Raw genomic sequence first — 15457 nt, 5'->3', positions numbered from 1 at the left:
AAACCGGGGGCGCAGGGCTCAGGCGCGCAGCGTCTTGCCCAGCACATCGAGGAAACGGTCCACTTCAGCTTCAGTGTTGAGCAGACCGGGCGCGGTACGGATCACCGGGCCGACGTCGCGGCTGACGGCATCGCAGACCACGCGGTGTTTCATCAGGCGGGCGGCGATGTCATCGCTGTCACGGCCCTTGACCCGGAAGAAGCTGAAACCGGCGGAGAACTTCGGCTCGACCGGGGTCACCAGCTCGACGCCCGGTTGCTCCTGCAAGCGCTGTTTCAAATAGCTGTTGAGCTGGTGGATGCGGGCTTGCACATCGGCCTTGCCCACTTGCAGGTGCAGCTTGAACGCTTCGTCCACCGCCCAGCGATGTTCGAAGGCGTGATAGCCGCCGGGCGTCATGGTCTTGGCGAAGGTCGTGGCTTCGGAGAAGGTCGGCACGCTGGGGCTGACGTATTTCACCTCGTCGCTGCGACTGCAGACGATGCCGGTGCCGCGCGGGCCGAACATCCATTTGTGCGTGCCGGCGATGAAGAAATCGCAGTTCATCTGCGGGAAGCTCAGGTCTTCGACACCGAAGCCGTGCACGCCGTCGACCACGTAAATGATCCGGTCCTTGTCGTCGCGGTTTCGGTTGTGTTCGTCGACGAGGCGGGCAATGTCGGCGATCGGCAGTTTCACGCCGCTGCCCGAATGCACCCAGGTCATGCCGAGGACGCGGGTTTCGGGGCGGATGTTGCGATTGATGGTGTCGAGCACCTGATCCGTCGAAACGCTTTGCGGGTTCTCGAACAGCGTGAGCTTGCGCACCCGGGTGCCGTCGCGGGCGGTGCGGAAGTCGAGGATGTTGCGGGTGGAGTAATGCTCGTGAACCGTGGTCAGGATTTCCTGGTCCGGGCGCACGTGCACACTGCCGTAGATCATCGCCAGACCTTCGGTGGTGCTGCCGGTGAGGGCGATCTGGCTCGGCCTGGCCTGCAAGTAGTGGCCGGCCCAGACCCGCACGTTTTCTTCGCGCTGTTCGGTGACGCCCAGATCCCAGTCCATCGCCAGGCCCGGATTGCGGTCGATGTCCGCACGATGGCGGGCAATGGCTTCGCGCACCGGCCTTGGGTGCGATGTCACCAGAAAGTTGGCGAAGTGGATCGCGTCCGGGTCCTGTTCGAACAGCCCGCGCAGTTTCACCCATTTGTCCTGCGGCGAAGCGGCGGCGCGGGCCGGCTCAGCCAGGCTCACACCCAGAGGCAGAGCGGCGGCCAGTACGCCGGCCTGTTTCAGAAAAGTACGGCGGTCAGTCATGGTCGGGTCGCGTCCTGACGGGAGAGCAGTGCGGGTTTGGCGGCTTTCTGCACCTGATCCCAGACCCGCAGGAAGTTGCCGCCCCACAGCTTGGCGATGTCGGCTTCGGAGTAACCGCGCTGGATCAGTTCGGCGGTGACGTTGCGGATTTCGCCGACGTTCTCCCAACCCTTGATTCCGCCGCCGTCATTGAAGTCCGAAGAGATGCCGACGTGATCGATGCCGATCTTGCGTACGGTGTAGTCGATGGCGTCGCCGAAGTCCTTCAGGGTGGCTTTCGGTTCTTCTTCGAGAATCCCGTACAGGCCGCTGGCGTACTGGCCGAGTTTCTGTTCCGACCAGGCGGTGATGATCGGGTCGCCCGGCATCAACGCCATGGCCAGGTTCGGCAGAGGCGGCAGATCGAAACGGGCGCGCAAGGCATTGAGTTTGTCCTGGGTGCCTTGGGTCAGCGGTTTGAGGTACTGCGAGAAACCGACCACCTGCACCACGCCGCCGCTGTTCTTGATCAGTTGCAGCTCCTTGTCGCTGAGGTTGCGCGGAATGTCCACCGCCGCCCTCGGCGCCGAGTGCGAAGCCACCAGCGGTGTACGGCTCAGTTGCGCGACCTGCTCCAGGCCCTTGGTCGACATCTGCGAGACGTCGATGATCACGCCCAGGTCGTTCAGGCGGTGCACGGCCTGTTTGCCGATATCCGACAGGCCGTCGAGCGCATCCGGGGAATCATTGAAAAACGGCAGCGGGCGCGAGGAGTCTGCCCAGCTGTTGTTGCCGATGTAGCTGAAGCCGAACATGCGCATGCCACGACCGGCCCACAGGTCCAGTTTGCTCAGGTCGTTGCCCAGCGGGTAGGCGTTGAGCATGCTGATGAAAATCGCAAACTTGCCTTCGCCGTGCAGACGGCGGAAATCGTCGGGGGTGTAGGCGATGCCGACCTGGTTGGGGAAGTCGCGCACCAGGCCCGAGATGATCTTGTAGCGCACTTCCTGTTGATTGCGGGCCTCTTCGACGAAACCGTCGGTAGGCCGGTGCGGGGCGTTCGGGCCGTTCCACATCTCCGGCCAGCCGAAGACCGTCAATGCGGCGCCGGACAGCCGTCCGCGGTTGGCCTTGATCAGGTCGAACTGCCCGGAGCCGTCCTTGTCGGCTTCATTGCCATGGGTGCCGAAACTCAAGGGCACGGTGATATGGCTGTCGAACGACAGGATCCGTTCCTGCAGTTCGGTGGCCTGTTTCATCACCTTGACCGGGTAGCCGGGGTTGTCCCTGAACCAGTAATCCCAGGCCAGGAAGCCTGCACCGGCGCTGATCGCCAAGGCCAGCGGCAGGCCGATGTATAGAGCCTTTTTCGAACGCGGTTTTGTCATTGCCATCTCATTCAGGTTCGCCGTCGAGGTACAGGCGCAGGGGCCTTTGCTATCTGGGAGGAACGACTGGGGAGGCAAACAATTTAGCGAGGCGGCAAAAGAACGCGCGAACGCGGTCCGGACCTTCGGAGGATCTTTTCGGGCAGGCGATAAATTTGTCGCACCAGCAAACGTTCTAGCTTGGATAAAGCCTGCTTCATGGCTGACACAGGTAGGGCAATGACGATCTCTCGACGCTGGTTCATGGCGGGCATGGCACTCACGGGCGCTGCGCTGCCTGCCGCTTTTTATGCACATCGTGAGCTGACCCGCGAGGAGGAGCCGGTCACGCCGGGCGAGGCCACGGTGGATCTGGCAGACACTGCCGGCCAGCAGTTGGCCGACAACCTGCGCGGTGTTTGGGACATCCGCTTCACGGGCGCCGATGCCGGGCTCGACGGCCTGCCCCGTGAGGGCCTGGAATTGTTTCTCGATATTGCCCAGCGCGGGCGCGGCTTGCGCGGCTGTCTCGACACCGGCGCGCGGTTGCGGAGCGACGGGTTGCCCCGCTATGACGTCATTGGCGATCTGGTCTCGGGCAATGGCGCGCAGCTGTACTGGCGTCTGATGCGCACGGACCAGCCACAGGCGCCGGCGGTCTACGAGCTCGATGTCAAACTGGACGAAGTCTGGGCGGCCTTCGGCAATGCCGGCAGCGGCACGTTCACCGGGCAGGTGCTGCGCCTGGATCGGCCGTTGGGTCTGCCGGAGCTCGATAACCGTTTCATCGCCGTCAAACGCCGTTTCCCCGAGGCTCGTGAGCGAACCGGTCTGAACCCGACGTTGCTGGCGTGGCTGGTGTCGCCCGAGCATCGCCTGTTTCACCAGCTCTGGCATGCCTCGCGGGACAAGTGGCACAAACTGTCCGAGAAAAAACGCGATGCGTTGCGCGGCATCGGCTGGCAACCCGGCCCGCGTTACAAGGAGCGCGATGCGCGCGGTCCGCGCAAGGATCGCAACGGCTCGGGCATCGACTTCTTCTTCATGCACCGGCACATGTTGGGCACTGCACGTTCGATGCAGGACTTGCCGTCCTGGTTGAAATTCCCCGCGCCGCAACCGGAGCTCGAGCGCGATCGTCAGGGTTTTGCCCGCTACTTCGACAACCATGACGGCGACGCCTTGCCACCCACCTGGCTGACCGAAGGCGATGACGAATACACAAAGTGGGTCAGCGACATCAAGACGGCCGAGACCTACCACAGCAACTTCCAGGTCTGGGAATCGCAGTACACCGATCCGCGCTATCTCTCGAAGCTGACGCTCGGCCAGTTCGGCTCGGAAGTCGAGCTGGGTCTGCACGACTGGCTGCACATGCGCTGGGCATCGGTGGCCCGTGATCCGTCCAACGATATTCCGGTGCCGATGGCCCGGGATCAGGCTGACTTCGCGGCGCGCTGGTACGCGCCGGAGAACGACTTTCTCGGCGACCCGTTTTCCTCCCATGTGAACCCGGTGTTCTGGCGATTCCATGGCTGGATCGACGACCGCATCGAAGACTGGTATCGCGCTCACGAACGCTTTCATCCGGGTGAGGTGAGCCGTCTGCAAGTCAACGGCGTGCCATGGTTTGCACCGGGGCGCTGGGTCGAGGTCGATGATCCGTGGCTCGGCCCGGACACCCATGGTTGCAGCACCGTTCCGGGCCTTCAGGTGGGGCGTTCGGTGGAGATGGACCCGGAAACCATGAAGCTGGCATTGCGCATCACGTTCGGCGATGAAGACAACATGGCCGACCTGTTCCGCAAAGTGCCGCAGCGGCCGTGGTACGCCAGGCATCTGAAGGTCAAGGGGCGACAACTCTGAAGGCAAAAAAAATCGCAGCGTCGGGCTGCGATTTTTTTTGCCTTGAACAAGGCGCTGTTCAGATGACTTGCCAACCCCCGCCCAGCGCCTTGTACAGCGCAATGCTGGCCTGCAGGCGTGACAGCCGCAGTTGCACGTTCATGTCCTGGGCGGCATACAGCGTGCGTTGAGTCTGCAACACCGTCAGCAGATCCTCGGCTCCGGCCTGATAGCGGCTCTGGGCGATGTCGAACGCGGTCTGTGCCTGGCGCAGTTCCTCGCCTTGCCATTGACGCTGTTCATCGAGGCCGCGAATGCTCGTCAGGGCTTTTTCCACGTCCGCGAAGCCATTGATGATTGCGCCGCGATAGGTCTCCAGCAATTCTTCCTGGCGCGCCGTGGCCTTGTCGCGTTCGGCACGCAGGCGGCCATTGTTGAAGATCGGTGCCACCAGACCTGAGGACAGGTTGTAGAAGGTCGTGCGCAGCAGATCCGATGCGAGGTCCGCGCCGGTGCCGAGGCTGGCGGTCAGCGTGACCTTGGGCAGCATGGCGGCGCGGGCCACGGTCACATCGGCCTGGGCGGCGGCCAGTCTGGCTTCGGCGCTGGCGATGTCCGGGCGCCGTTGCAGCAGATCGCTGGGCACACCACTGGCGATGTCCGGCCATTGCAGTTGGGCGAACGCCTGTCGGGGTGTCGGCAACTCCTGCACCGGATGGCCGAGCAGGGCGGCCAGGGTGATCAGTGCCTCGCGGGCCTGTTGTTGTACCAGCGGCAGTTTGCGTTGTTGTTCGGCGACCAGGCTTTTCTGCTGAGCCAGTTCCAGCGCGGTGGCGCTGCCGGCGTCGTGGCGGGTCTGCACCAGATGCAGAACACTTTGCGCATTGACCAGATTGAGTTCGGCGATCCGCGCCTGTTCGCGCAGCGCCAGGGCCTGGGTGTAGCTGTTGGCGACGGCACTTTGCAGGGTCAGTTCCACCGTTGAACGGTCGAATTCGCTGGCCTGCACACCGAGCACCGCGCTGTCCCGGGCGGCGCGTTTGCCGCCCCAGAAATCGATTTCGTAACTGGCACTCAACTCGGCGTCGTAGTAATCCAGCGAGCGGTTGTCGGGGTTCACGTCGAGCTGGCTGTAGCCTTTGCCGTGCAGGAGTTTCTGCCGATTGGCATTCAGCCCGGCCTTGACTTCGGGCAGCAGCGGCGCGCCGGCGATGGTCGCGCTGGCCTGCGCCTGCCTCACCCGGGCGACTGCGGCGGCCAGGTCATGGCTACCCAGCCGGGCCTGTTCGATCAGATGATCGAGTTCCGTGCTGCCGAAATGCGTCCACCATTGTCGATCGCTTTGGCTGGCGCCGGGATGTTCGGGCGATTGCCAGGCGGGCGGTGGTTGCAGGCCGCTGTCGGGGCGTGGCGCGGGGCTGCCGCACGCCGCCAGCAAAACGCTGGCGGCGAGAAGTGTCAGGTGGGCTTTCATAGGTCGATCATTCACTGGTGAGGGCCTTGACCGGATCGAGCCGGGCGGCCTTGCGGGCAGGCATGAAGCCGAAGATGACACCGGTGGCCAGCGCGCAACCGAAGGCGCCGAACACCGCAATCCACTGGAACGCCATGGCGACGCCGCTGAGTTGCAGCACACCGCCGACCAGCATCGCCAGGCTGATCCCGGCAACGCCGCCGACCACCGAGAGCATCACTGCCTCGGTCAGGAACTGGCGCAGGATGTCGCGCTGACGGGCGCCGGTGGCCATGCGGATGCCGATTTCCCGGGTGCGCTCGCGCACGGTCATGAGCATGATGTTCATCACGCCGATACCGCCCACCAGCAAGGAAATGGCGGCGATCGCGCCGAGCATCAGCGACAGCGTGCCCTGGGTTCGCGCCTCGGCCTGAATCATGGCGGCGTTGTTGGTCAGCTCGAAATCCCTTTTGCCGTTGTGCCGGCGCAGCATCGATTGCTCGATGGCCTGCTCCGCCTCCTTGACCTTGCGGGCGTCCCGCGCGGCGATGACCACATATTCGGGGTTGCGGCTGCCGAACAGGCGCATGCTGGCGGCGGAGTAGGGCACGGCGATCCGGTTGTCACTGTCCGAGTCGCCGGAGCTGGAGCCTTTCTCAGCGAGGACTCCGAGCACCTGGAACGGTACGTTTTCGATCAGGATGTATTGACCGACAGGATCGGCGACATCCTTGAGCAGTTTGTCGCGAACCTTGGTGCCGATCACCGCCACGGCAGCGGCGCTGTCTTCGTCGGCTTGCGTGAAGTAGCTGCCCTGAACCACCGGCCAATTGAAAATGGTCGGGAAATTGGTGTCATTGCCGCCCACATAGCTGGTGTGGTCGGCATTGCCGAAGCGCACGCCGGCGGTCGAGCCGTTGACCGGCATGATGCGTTCCACCTGGGGCAGGGCGGCCAGTTCGGCGACGTCATCGAGGGTGATGATGCCCGGTGGCGTGCGCGGGTTGGGGGCAGCGCCGCTGAGATAAATGATGTTGGAGCCGAAGGCGCCCATTTGCGCCATCACCTGGCGCTTGCTGCCTTCGCCCACCGCCAGCATCACCACCACAGACGCGACGCCGATGACGATGCCCAGCAGGGTCAGCGCGGTGCGGAAGCGGTTGACCCACATCACTCGCCACGCCGCTTGCACGGCGTCCACCAATTCGCCTTTCCAGGCGCCGGTCTGGGTGCTGCCGGTGTTCAGACGCTCGCGCAGATCCACGGCCTGCAATGCGCCGGAACCGACGGCGGGCGAGGGGGGCGATGACGGATCGGCGGTGTCGCTGATGATCAGGCCGTCGCGGATTTCGATGATGCGCTTGGCACGTTGCGCGACCTCGCGGTCGTGGGTGATGAGAATCACCACATGGCCCTGATCTGCCAGTTCATCGAGCAGGGTCATGACCTCGGCACCGCTGTGGCTGTCGAGCGCACCGGTGGGTTCGTCGGCGAGAATGATATGACCGCCATTCATCAGCGCACGGGCAATCGACACCCGCTGCTGTTGCCCGCCGGAGAGTTGGTGCGGGCGATTGGCAGTGCGGCCGGCAAGGCCCAGGCGAGTCAGCAGCGCGTGGGCCCGGGCGTGGCGTTCGGCGGCCGGTGTGCCTGCGTAAATGGCCGGCATTTCGACGTTTTCCTGGGCCGAGCCGGACGGAATCAGGTGATAGCCCTGGAACACGAAGCCGAACGCCTCGCGTCGCAGCCAGGCCAGAGCGTCGGTGTCCAGCCGCGCGACCTCTTCACCGGCAAACAGGTATTCGCCGCTGGTCGGTCGGTCGAGGCAGCCGAGGATGTTCATCAGTGTCGACTTGCCGGAACCGGAGGCGCCGACGATCGCCACGAATTCGCCGGCATGAATCGACAGATCAATGCCGCGCAGCACTTCCACCCGCGGACTGTCGCCACCGCCATAGGCTTTGCGGATCTGCCGCAGGTCAATCAGGGGCGTTTGCATTCAGCCTCCATTGCCGGTGGCCGGGCTGCTCAGGACATGATCGCCTTCGACAAGCCCTTCAAGAATCTGCGTGCGCAAGCGGTCGCGGATGCCGGTGCGCACTTCCCGGGACTGAATGTCGCCATTGGCGGCGACCACCTGCGCCAGTTGCCAGTCCGCGCGAGCGCTGCGTTGCAGGGCGGCGGTGGGCACGGTCAGGGTGTTTTGTGCCTGTTGCGAAACGAAGAACACCTGGGCGGTCATGTCGGTCATCAGGGTGTTATCGGCGTTATCGACATCCAGCAATACCGTGTAAAGCACCACCCGTTCGCTACCACTGCGACCGCTGGTGGGGCTGGCGCCCTGGCTCTGTTCCAGCGGACGCGGCGGCACCGGCAGGATCTGCCGTACGGTGCTGCTCCAGCGCCGGCTGCCGCCGCTGAGGGTGGTGAAGTAAGCGGTCATGCCCGGTTTGACGTGACCGATGTCGGCTTCGGAGACCTCGGCCCATACGGTCATCGGAGAGAGCCGCGCGATCCGCAGAATCAGCGGGGTCTGCTGTTGCGCGTTGAGTGTCTGGCCTTCCCGGGCGCCTACTGCCACCACCGTGCCGGACATCGGCGCATAGATGCGTGTGTAGCCGAGCTCGGCTTCGTCGCTGCGCAGGCTGGCCTGTGCCTGGCGGATCTGCGCCTGAAACATGTCGATGCGGGCCTGCGTGGCGCGCACTTCGGCCCGGGCGGTCTGGACGTCTTCCTCGCGGGTGGCGCCGCCGGCGGCGAGTTTTTGCTGGCGCTGGTACTTTTGCTGCGCCAGCTCATGCTGGGCTCGTTGCTCCTGCAACTGCGCCTTGAGGTTCTCGATGGAGAACCGGCCTGCGTCGAGCTTGGCCTTTTGCGTGGACGGGTCGATTTCCACCAGCAACTGGCCTTCCTTGACCGCATCGCCGGCCTCGACATGAATTTTCTGGATCTGCCCTGACGCCTGGGCGCCCACATCCACATAGCGCCTCGGTTGCAGGGTGCCGAGTGCGGTCACGCTGTTTTCGATATCGCCGCGTGTCACTTGAACAGTGGCGAGGGTCTCACGGCCCGGCGGCAATACCTGCCACGCGGCAACGGCGATGACAGGGATCAGGCAGAGGGCAACGAACAGGGCGCGTCGGGCGGGGCGGGGACGTTTCATGCAGGGTTCCGGCCAGTGGAATTCGGCCCGTCGTTCAGCAGGTGAACAGGTTCGGTCGGTCGCTGAACGCTGTCGCAAGGCACGACAGACACGGGGAGCTGTCCTGTAAACGATGAATGCGCAAGGGAATTTAAGTGCTCACACACGAAGTTACAGGTTGCCCGGCAGGACTATTTGTCTGGTGAAGAGAATCACTACTTTAAATCTATATGAGAATTACTATAAATTACGCCCTTCAAGTTGCCACTATCATGCTACTGCCTCCAGTGCAGTCAGGATCGGGCTCAAGGACAGAAACCGCACCCCTTGCGGCCGGGAGTCATGTTGGAAAACTACTATCGCGAATTGGTGTGTTTCCTGAACGCCAAGCTCGGCAACCGCCAGGTCGCCGAAGATGTGGTGCATGACGCTTATGTACGGGTTCTGGAGCGTTCCAGCGACACGCCGATCGAGCAACCCCGGGCTTTCCTCTACCGCACCGCGCTCAATCTGGTAATCGACGACCATCGGCGCAATGCCCTGCGTCAGGTCGAATCGCTGGAAGTACTCGACAGCGAAGAGCGCTATTTCACGCCGTCCCCCCACAACACGTTCGATCACGGTCAGCGACTGGAGATGCTCCAGCGTGCCCTGGCAGAACTTTCGCCGCTGTGCCGCGAAAGTTTTCTGTTGCGCAAGATCGAAGGTCTGTCGCATCCCGAAATCGCGCAGCACCTCGGGATTTCCAAGGCTCTGGTGGAAAAGCACATCGTCAACGCCATGAAACATTGCCGCCTGCGCATCAAGCAATGGGATGTCCATTGAGCTACCGGCGTTAAATTTTTTTTCACTGTCCTCGTTCCTACTCAACAGACGATCTGCTGTCCTGCTCAAGGCCGGTCAGGTCACTCAGGCTTTTCGTCCCCGCTGGTTCGGGGTTCCTCCAGAGGACACTGGAAATGACACAGGCAATTGCATCGCCCATCGTTCACGACCTGATCGGCGTCGGTTTCGGCCCTTCGAACCTGGCGCTGGCCATCGCTCTGCAAGAGCGCGGCCCGACCCAGGGCGAGCTGGATGTGCTGTTCCTCGACAAACAACCCCACTACAGCTGGCACGGCAACACCCTGTCGACCCAGAGCGAGTTGCAGATTTCCTTCCTCAAGGATCTGGTCACCCTGCGCAATCCGACCAGCCCGTACTCGTTCGTCAACTACCTCAAGCACCACGGCCGTCTGGTGGACTTCATCAACCTCGGCACCTTCTATCCGTGCCGCATGGAGTACAACGACTACCTGCGCTGGGTGGCCGGGCAGTTCACCGAACAGAGCCGCTACGGTGAAGAAGTGCTGACCATCGAGCCGGTGCTGCACAACCATCAGGTCGAAGCGCTGCGGGTGATTTCCCGTGATACCGAAGGCCAGCAGTTTGTGCGTACTGCGCGTTCGGTGGTGGTCAGCGCCGGCGGCACGCCACGCATTCCCGAAGCGTTCAAGGCGTTGAAGGGCGACGGTCGGGTGTTCCATCACTCGCAATACCTGGCCGAGATGGCCAAGCAGCCGTGCATCAACAACCAGCCAATGAGCATTGCGATCATCGGTGGCGGCCAGAGCGCGGCGGAAGCCTTCATCGACCTGAACGATTCGTTCCCGTCGGTGCAGGTCGACATGATCCTGCGCGGCTCGGCCCTGAAACCGGCGGACGACAGCCCGTTCGTCAACGAAGTGTTCTCGCCGGAATTCACCGACCTGATCTTCCAGCAGAAGAGCAGCGAGCGTGAGCGTCTGGTCAACGAGTACCACAACACCAACTACTCGGTGGTCGACATCGACCTGATCGAGCGCATCTACGGCATCTTCTATCGTCAGAAAGTCTCCGGCGTCGCACGTCATGCGTTCCGCACTCTGACTACGGTCGAGAAAGCCACTGCCACCGAACACGGCATTGAACTGACCGTGCGCAACAATGCCACCGGCGAAGTCACCGTGCGTGCCTACGATGCAGTCGTGCTGGCCACCGGTTACGAGCGTCAGATGCACCGCAAACTGCTGGCGCCGCTGGAAGAATACCTGGGCGACTTCGAGGTCGATCGCAATTACCGGTTGATCACCGACGAGCGCTGCAAGGCCGGTCTGTACATGCAGGGCTTCTGCCAGGCCAGTCATGGTCTGAGCGATACGCTGCTGTCGATCCTGCCGATCCGCGCGGACGAGATTGCCGGCTCGCTGTATGAGCATGGCAAAAACCGCGGGCACAGCCGTTCGGTGATGGACTTGTTGCTGGCGACTGCCAGCTAAGTATCCTTTCAGCCTCCACACTGATCGTTCCCACGCTCTGCGTGGGAATGCCTCAAGGGACGCTCCGCGTTCCAATGGGACGCAGAGCGTGCCCGGCTGAATTCCCACGCAGAGCGTGGGAACGATCTCGGGGGCAATCCTGAACCCTTCCTGAACACCCGCCACATTCCCCGACACACTTCCTTTTGCGGGTTTACTCTCCTGAAATCGGGGCGTAAGCTTCGCGCGTTTTCATCAATAGCGGAGACCCACAGTGGGTACTTGTTCGAGTGACAGTTGTCGGCCGGTCCTTGTAACCGGCGGATTCTCGGCAAGATAACGCGCATTTCTTTGTGCCGTTGTCTCGCCGAACAGCGAGCAGCGGCATCCCGATCATGACCGGTCCCGGTCATGTCCCGACGTCCTTCTCATCGACACTGAAAAGCCTGTGAAGTCGACTTCATCGTCGTCATTGCAGCCCTATCGACACGCCTGTCTTTTCTGACCGGCGCGCCACGCCTTGCCGTGCCGGTTTTCCGGTGCCCAGGACGAGGACGTACCTGCTCGACGGTTTCCCGGCTGACCATAGGGGCAACAGCCATGAAACTTACGCTCAAGGAATTTTTCGCAGGCTTCCTGCGGACCCGCCACATCGCCCGGCACTTCCGTCGCCTGGCCTTGCTGGAAACCCTCAGCGACACCACGGTCAGCCGTGAAGTGCCGCCCACCCTCGCCAACACGCTGGTGGACGCCGCCCATTGCGACAGCGGCGTGCTGTTGTCGAAACTCGGCACCCACACTGATGGCCTCACCGATTTCGAAGTCGATGTGCTGCGTGCGCAGCACGGCCTCAACGAAGTCGAACACGAGCAACCGCTGCCGTGGTGGACCCACCTGTGGCACTGCTACAAGAACCCTTTCAACCTGCTGCTGACCCTGTTGGCGGTGATCTCGTGGCTGACCGAAGACCTCAAGGCCGCGATCGTGATTTTCTCGATGGTGGTGCTCTCGACGCTGCTGCGCTTCTGGCAGGAGAGCAAATCCAACCAGGCCGCCGACGCGCTCAAGGCGATGGTCAGCAACACCGCCACCGTGCTGCGCCGGGATGCGCCGCGTGCTGAGTTGCCGATCAAGCAACTGGTGCCCGGCGATCTGATCGTGCTGTCGGCCGGCGACATGATTCCTGCCGATTGCCGGGTGCTCAGCGCCAAGGATCTGTTCGTCAGCCAGGCGGCAATGACCGGTGAATCGATGCCGGTGGAAAAATTCCCGCGTCAGGCCGATCGCGACACGCGCAATCCGCTGGAGCTCGACAACATCCTGTTCATGGGCACCAACGTGGTGTCCGGCACGGCGGTGGCGGTGATTCTCACTACCGGCAACAGCACCTATTTCGGTGCACTGGCGCAGCGGGTCGGGGCGACGGATCGCGCGGTGACTTCGTTCCAGCAAGGGGTGAACAAAGTCAGCTGGCTGCTGATCCGCTTCATGTTCGTCATGGCGCCGCTGGTGTTGTTCATCAACGGTTTCACCAAGGGCGACTGGACCGAAGCGCTGCTGTTCGCGCTGTCGATTGCCGTGGGCCTGACCCCGGAAATGCTGCCGATGATCGTCACCTCGACGCTGGCCAAGGGCGCGGTGTTCCTGTCGCGCAAGAAAGTCATCGTCAAACGCCTGGATGCGATCCAGAACTTCGGCGCCATGGACGTGCTGTGCACCGACAAGACCGGCACACTGACCCAGGACAAGATTTTCCTGGCGCGTAACGTCGACGTCTGGGGCGAAGACTCCGATGACGTGCTCGAAATGGCCTACCTCAACAGCTATTACCAGACCGGTCTGAAAAACCTGCTCGACGTGGCGGTGCTGGAACACGTGGAAATCCACCGTGAGCTGAAGGTCGGCACGGCGTTTCGCAAGGTCGACGAGATCCCGTTCGATTTCAATCGCCGGCGGATGTCGGTGGTGGTGGAAGGGCGCGGCCAGCCGCATCAGCTGATCTGCAAGGGCGCGGTGGAAGAAGTGCTGGCGGTGTGCAGCCGGGTTCGTCACGGTGAAGTCGACGAAGCCTTGAGCGATGAATTGCTGGCGAAAATTCGTCAGGTCACCGCAGCATTCAACGCTGAAGGCTTGCGTGTGGTCGCGGTGGCGGCACGGTCGATGCCGCAGGGGCGCGACACTTACAGCCTGAGCGACGAGCAGGAACTGACGCTGATCGGTTACGTGGCGTTTCTCGATCCGCCGAAGGAAAGCACCGCACCAGCGCTGAAGGCCCTGGCCGAACACGGCGTGGCCGTGAAAGTGCTGACCGGCGACAACGAACTGGTGACCGCCAAGATCTGCCGCGAAGTGGGCCTGGCCCAGCAAGGCCTGTTGATGGGCAACGACATCGAACGCATGAGCGACGCCGAACTGGCGGTGGCGGTGGAAACCACCAACGTGTTTGCCAAGCTGACGCCGTCGCACAAGGAACGCATCGTGCGCATCCTCAAGGGCAACGGCCACGTGGTCGGGTTCATGGGCGACGGCATCAACGACGCCCCGGCGCTACGCACCGCAGACATCGGGATTTCGGTGGACAGCGCGGTGGACATCGCCAAGGAAGCGGCCGACATCATCCTGCTGGAAAAGAGCCTGATGGTGCTGGAGGAGGGCGTGCTGGAAGGGCGTCGGACCTTCGCCAACATGCTCAAGTACATCAAGATGACCGCCAGCTCGAACTTCGGCAACGTCTTCTCGGTGCTGGTGGCCAGTGCGTTCATTCCGTTCCTGCCGATGCTGCCGATGCACCTGCTGGTGCAGAACCTGCTGTATGACATTTCGCAGATCGCGATCCCGTTCGACAACGTCGACGACGAGATGCTGAAACAGCCACAACGCTGGCAGCCGGGGGATGTCGGGCGCTTCATGCTGTTCTTCGGTCCGATCAGTTCGATCTTCGACATCACAACGTTCGCCTTGATGTGGTACGTGTTCGATGCCAACACCCCGGATCACCAGACCCTGTTCCAGTCCGGCTGGTTCGTGGTCGGGCTGCTGACCCAGACGCTGATCGTGCACATGATCCGCACGCCGAAGATTCCGTTCCTGCAAAGCCGCGCGGCGATGCCGCTGCTGGTGATGACCGCAATCATCATGGCCGTGGGCATCTTCCTGCCGATGGGGCCGCTGGCGCACTACTTCAAATTGCAGGCGCTGCCGTCGATGTACTTCGTGTTTCTGCCGGTGATCCTGCTGGCGTACATGGCGCTGACCCAGGCCGTCAAAGGCTTCTACATCCGCCGGTTCGGCTGGCAGTAACAGGCAAGATTCCCCCCTTGTGGGAGCGAGGGGGGGCGGTTTCAAGGAGTTCGACATGCAAGCGATCAACAATCTCAACCTCAGCTCATTGCTCGACACTTTGGTCAGCCTCAGCGCGGCGTTCATCCTAGGCGGCCTGATCGGCTTCGAACGCCAGTACCGGCAACGCACGGCGGGCTTGCGCACCAATGTGCTGGTGGCGGTCGGCGCGGCGATTTTCGTCGACATGGCCAACCGTCTCGCCGGGGCCGAAGGCGCGGTGCGGGTGGTCGCGTATGTGGTCTCCGGCATCGGCTTTCTCGGTGCCGGGGTGATCATGCGCGAAGAGGGCAACGTGCGCGGGCTCAATACCGCCGCCACGCTCTGGACCTCGGCGGCGGTTGGTGCCTGCGCCGGTGCCGACCTACTGGCCGAAGCGGTCCTGGGCACCTTGTTCGTGCTCGCCGCCAATACCTTGTTGCGGCCGATCGTCAACAACATCAACCGTCAGCCGCTGGACGTGGTCTCGGCGGAAGTCACCAACATTGTTTATGTCATCGCCCGGCGTTCGCAGCAGAAAGCCGTGTTCGCCTTGCTCGAGGCCGAGCTGGAACGCAGCAATTACCCGGCCAGCGATGTCGATATACATGCCTTCGGTGCCGATGAAATCGAGATCGAAGCGACGCTGGCCACCACCTCGGTGGACGGTGATGAACTGGATGCGCTGGTGGCGCGAATCTCGACGTCGACGCTGGTGGTGCAGGCGTTCTGGAGTCCGAGCACCACGGAGTAACTTTTTCAATCCCGATGAGTGACC

General features: G+C 62.7%; 10 protein-coding genes. 5 read left to right on the top strand and 5 right to left on the bottom strand.

The window, feature by feature from the left end; translation table 11 throughout:
- Positions 1-18: 18 nt before the first annotated feature.
- Positions 19-1296 (bottom strand): aminotransferase class V-fold PLP-dependent enzyme, encoded by a 1278-nt coding sequence (locus ACM6JM_RS22265; protein WP_039770098.1) that lies wholly within the window; start codon positions 1294-1296, stop codon positions 19-21.
- Entirely contained in the window at positions 1293-2663 is a 1371-nt protein-coding gene (gene pvdM, locus ACM6JM_RS22260; protein ID WP_039770100.1) for a pyoverdine-tailoring dipeptidase-like protein PvdM, read from the bottom strand. Before pvdM ends, ACM6JM_RS22265 begins: the two co-directional genes overlap by 4 nt.
- A 219-nt stretch (positions 2664-2882) precedes the next feature.
- Between pvdM and ACM6JM_RS22255 the strand changes: the two genes are divergently transcribed.
- Complete coding sequence (locus tag ACM6JM_RS22255) at positions 2883-4508, top strand: PvdJ/PvdD/PvdP-like protein (protein ID WP_414882495.1); 1626 nt, start codon at positions 2883-2885, stop codon at positions 4506-4508.
- 58 nt (positions 4509-4566) lie between these two features.
- Here the strand turns inward: ACM6JM_RS22255 and ACM6JM_RS22250 are convergent, their stop codons facing one another.
- From ACM6JM_RS22250 to ACM6JM_RS22240, 3 genes are read right to left on the bottom strand one after another with little or no spacing between them, the layout of a single operon-like run.
- On the bottom strand, positions 4567-5961 hold the full coding sequence (locus tag ACM6JM_RS22250; RefSeq protein WP_103386379.1) for an efflux transporter outer membrane subunit: 1395 nt from the start codon (positions 5959-5961) through the stop codon (positions 4567-4569).
- A gap of 7 nt (positions 5962-5968) precedes the next feature.
- Positions 5969-7942: a MacB family efflux pump subunit gene (locus tag ACM6JM_RS22245; RefSeq protein WP_163974490.1), complete on the bottom strand. Its 1974-nt coding sequence runs from the start codon at positions 7940-7942 to the stop codon at positions 5969-5971.
- Positions 7943-9106, bottom strand: coding sequence for an efflux RND transporter periplasmic adaptor subunit (locus ACM6JM_RS22240; protein ID WP_074687669.1), 1164 nt, complete (start codon positions 9104-9106; stop codon positions 7943-7945). It abuts the gene before it with no gap.
- 321 nt (positions 9107-9427) lie between these two features.
- On the opposite strand from ACM6JM_RS22240, the gene ACM6JM_RS22235 reads away from it, so the two are divergent.
- The 4 genes from ACM6JM_RS22235 to ACM6JM_RS22220 all read left to right on the top strand — a co-directional run bounded on the left by ACM6JM_RS22235 (position 9428) and on the right by ACM6JM_RS22220 (position 15433).
- The gene (locus ACM6JM_RS22235; RefSeq protein WP_039770110.1) at positions 9428-9910 is read left to right on the top strand and encodes a sigma-70 family RNA polymerase sigma factor; all 483 of its coding nucleotides are present in this window, start codon (positions 9428-9430) and stop codon (positions 9908-9910) included.
- A 134-nt stretch (positions 9911-10044) separates the two neighbouring features.
- Positions 10045-11382, top strand: a complete 1338-nt coding sequence (locus tag ACM6JM_RS22230; protein WP_074687670.1) for a lysine N(6)-hydroxylase/L-ornithine N(5)-oxygenase family protein — start codon at positions 10045-10047, stop codon at positions 11380-11382.
- Positions 11383-11961: 579 nt separating this feature from the next.
- Positions 11962-14661 carry a magnesium-translocating P-type ATPase gene (mgtA, locus tag ACM6JM_RS22225; RefSeq protein ID WP_414882494.1) on the top strand — a complete coding sequence of 900 codons (2700 nt, stop codon included), beginning with the start codon at positions 11962-11964 and terminating at the stop codon, positions 14659-14661.
- 55 nt (positions 14662-14716) lie between these two features.
- Positions 14717-15433: an MgtC/SapB family protein gene (locus ACM6JM_RS22220; protein WP_103386606.1), complete on the top strand. Its 717-nt coding sequence runs from the start codon at positions 14717-14719 to the stop codon at positions 15431-15433.
- The last annotated feature ends 24 nt before the right edge of the window (positions 15434-15457 follow it).

The sequence above is a fragment of the Pseudomonas sp. IT-P2 genome, assembly GCF_949767575.1.
Classification (GTDB): Bacteria; Pseudomonadota; Gammaproteobacteria; order Pseudomonadales; family Pseudomonadaceae; genus Aquipseudomonas; species Aquipseudomonas pharyngis.
Note: the sequence above shows the minus strand (reverse complement) of the source record. Positions and strands in the feature narration are given on the sequence as shown.

Coding starts and splice junctions, on each gene's coding strand:
- ACM6JM_RS22265 (WP_039770098.1), bottom strand. CDS start 1,296: ATGACTGACCGCCGTACTTTTCTGAAACAGGCCGGCGTACTGGCCGCC.
- pvdM (WP_039770100.1), bottom strand. CDS start 2,663: ATGACAAAACCGCGTTCGAAAAAGGCTCTATACATCGGCCTGCCGCTG.
- ACM6JM_RS22255 (WP_414882495.1), top strand. CDS start 2,883: ATGACGATCTCTCGACGCTGGTTCATGGCGGGCATGGCACTCACGGGC.
- ACM6JM_RS22250 (WP_103386379.1), bottom strand. CDS start 5,961: ATGAAAGCCCACCTGACACTTCTCGCCGCCAGCGTTTTGCTGGCGGCG.
- ACM6JM_RS22245 (WP_163974490.1), bottom strand. CDS start 7,942: ATGCAAACGCCCCTGATTGACCTGCGGCAGATCCGCAAAGCCTATGGC.
- ACM6JM_RS22240 (WP_074687669.1), bottom strand. CDS start 9,106: ATGAAACGTCCCCGCCCCGCCCGACGCGCCCTGTTCGTTGCCCTCTGC.
- ACM6JM_RS22235 (WP_039770110.1), top strand. CDS start 9,428: ATGTTGGAAAACTACTATCGCGAATTGGTGTGTTTCCTGAACGCCAAG.
- ACM6JM_RS22230 (WP_074687670.1), top strand. CDS start 10,045: ATGACACAGGCAATTGCATCGCCCATCGTTCACGACCTGATCGGCGTC.
- mgtA (WP_414882494.1), top strand. CDS start 11,962: ATGAAACTTACGCTCAAGGAATTTTTCGCAGGCTTCCTGCGGACCCGC.
- ACM6JM_RS22220 (WP_103386606.1), top strand. CDS start 14,717: ATGCAAGCGATCAACAATCTCAACCTCAGCTCATTGCTCGACACTTTG.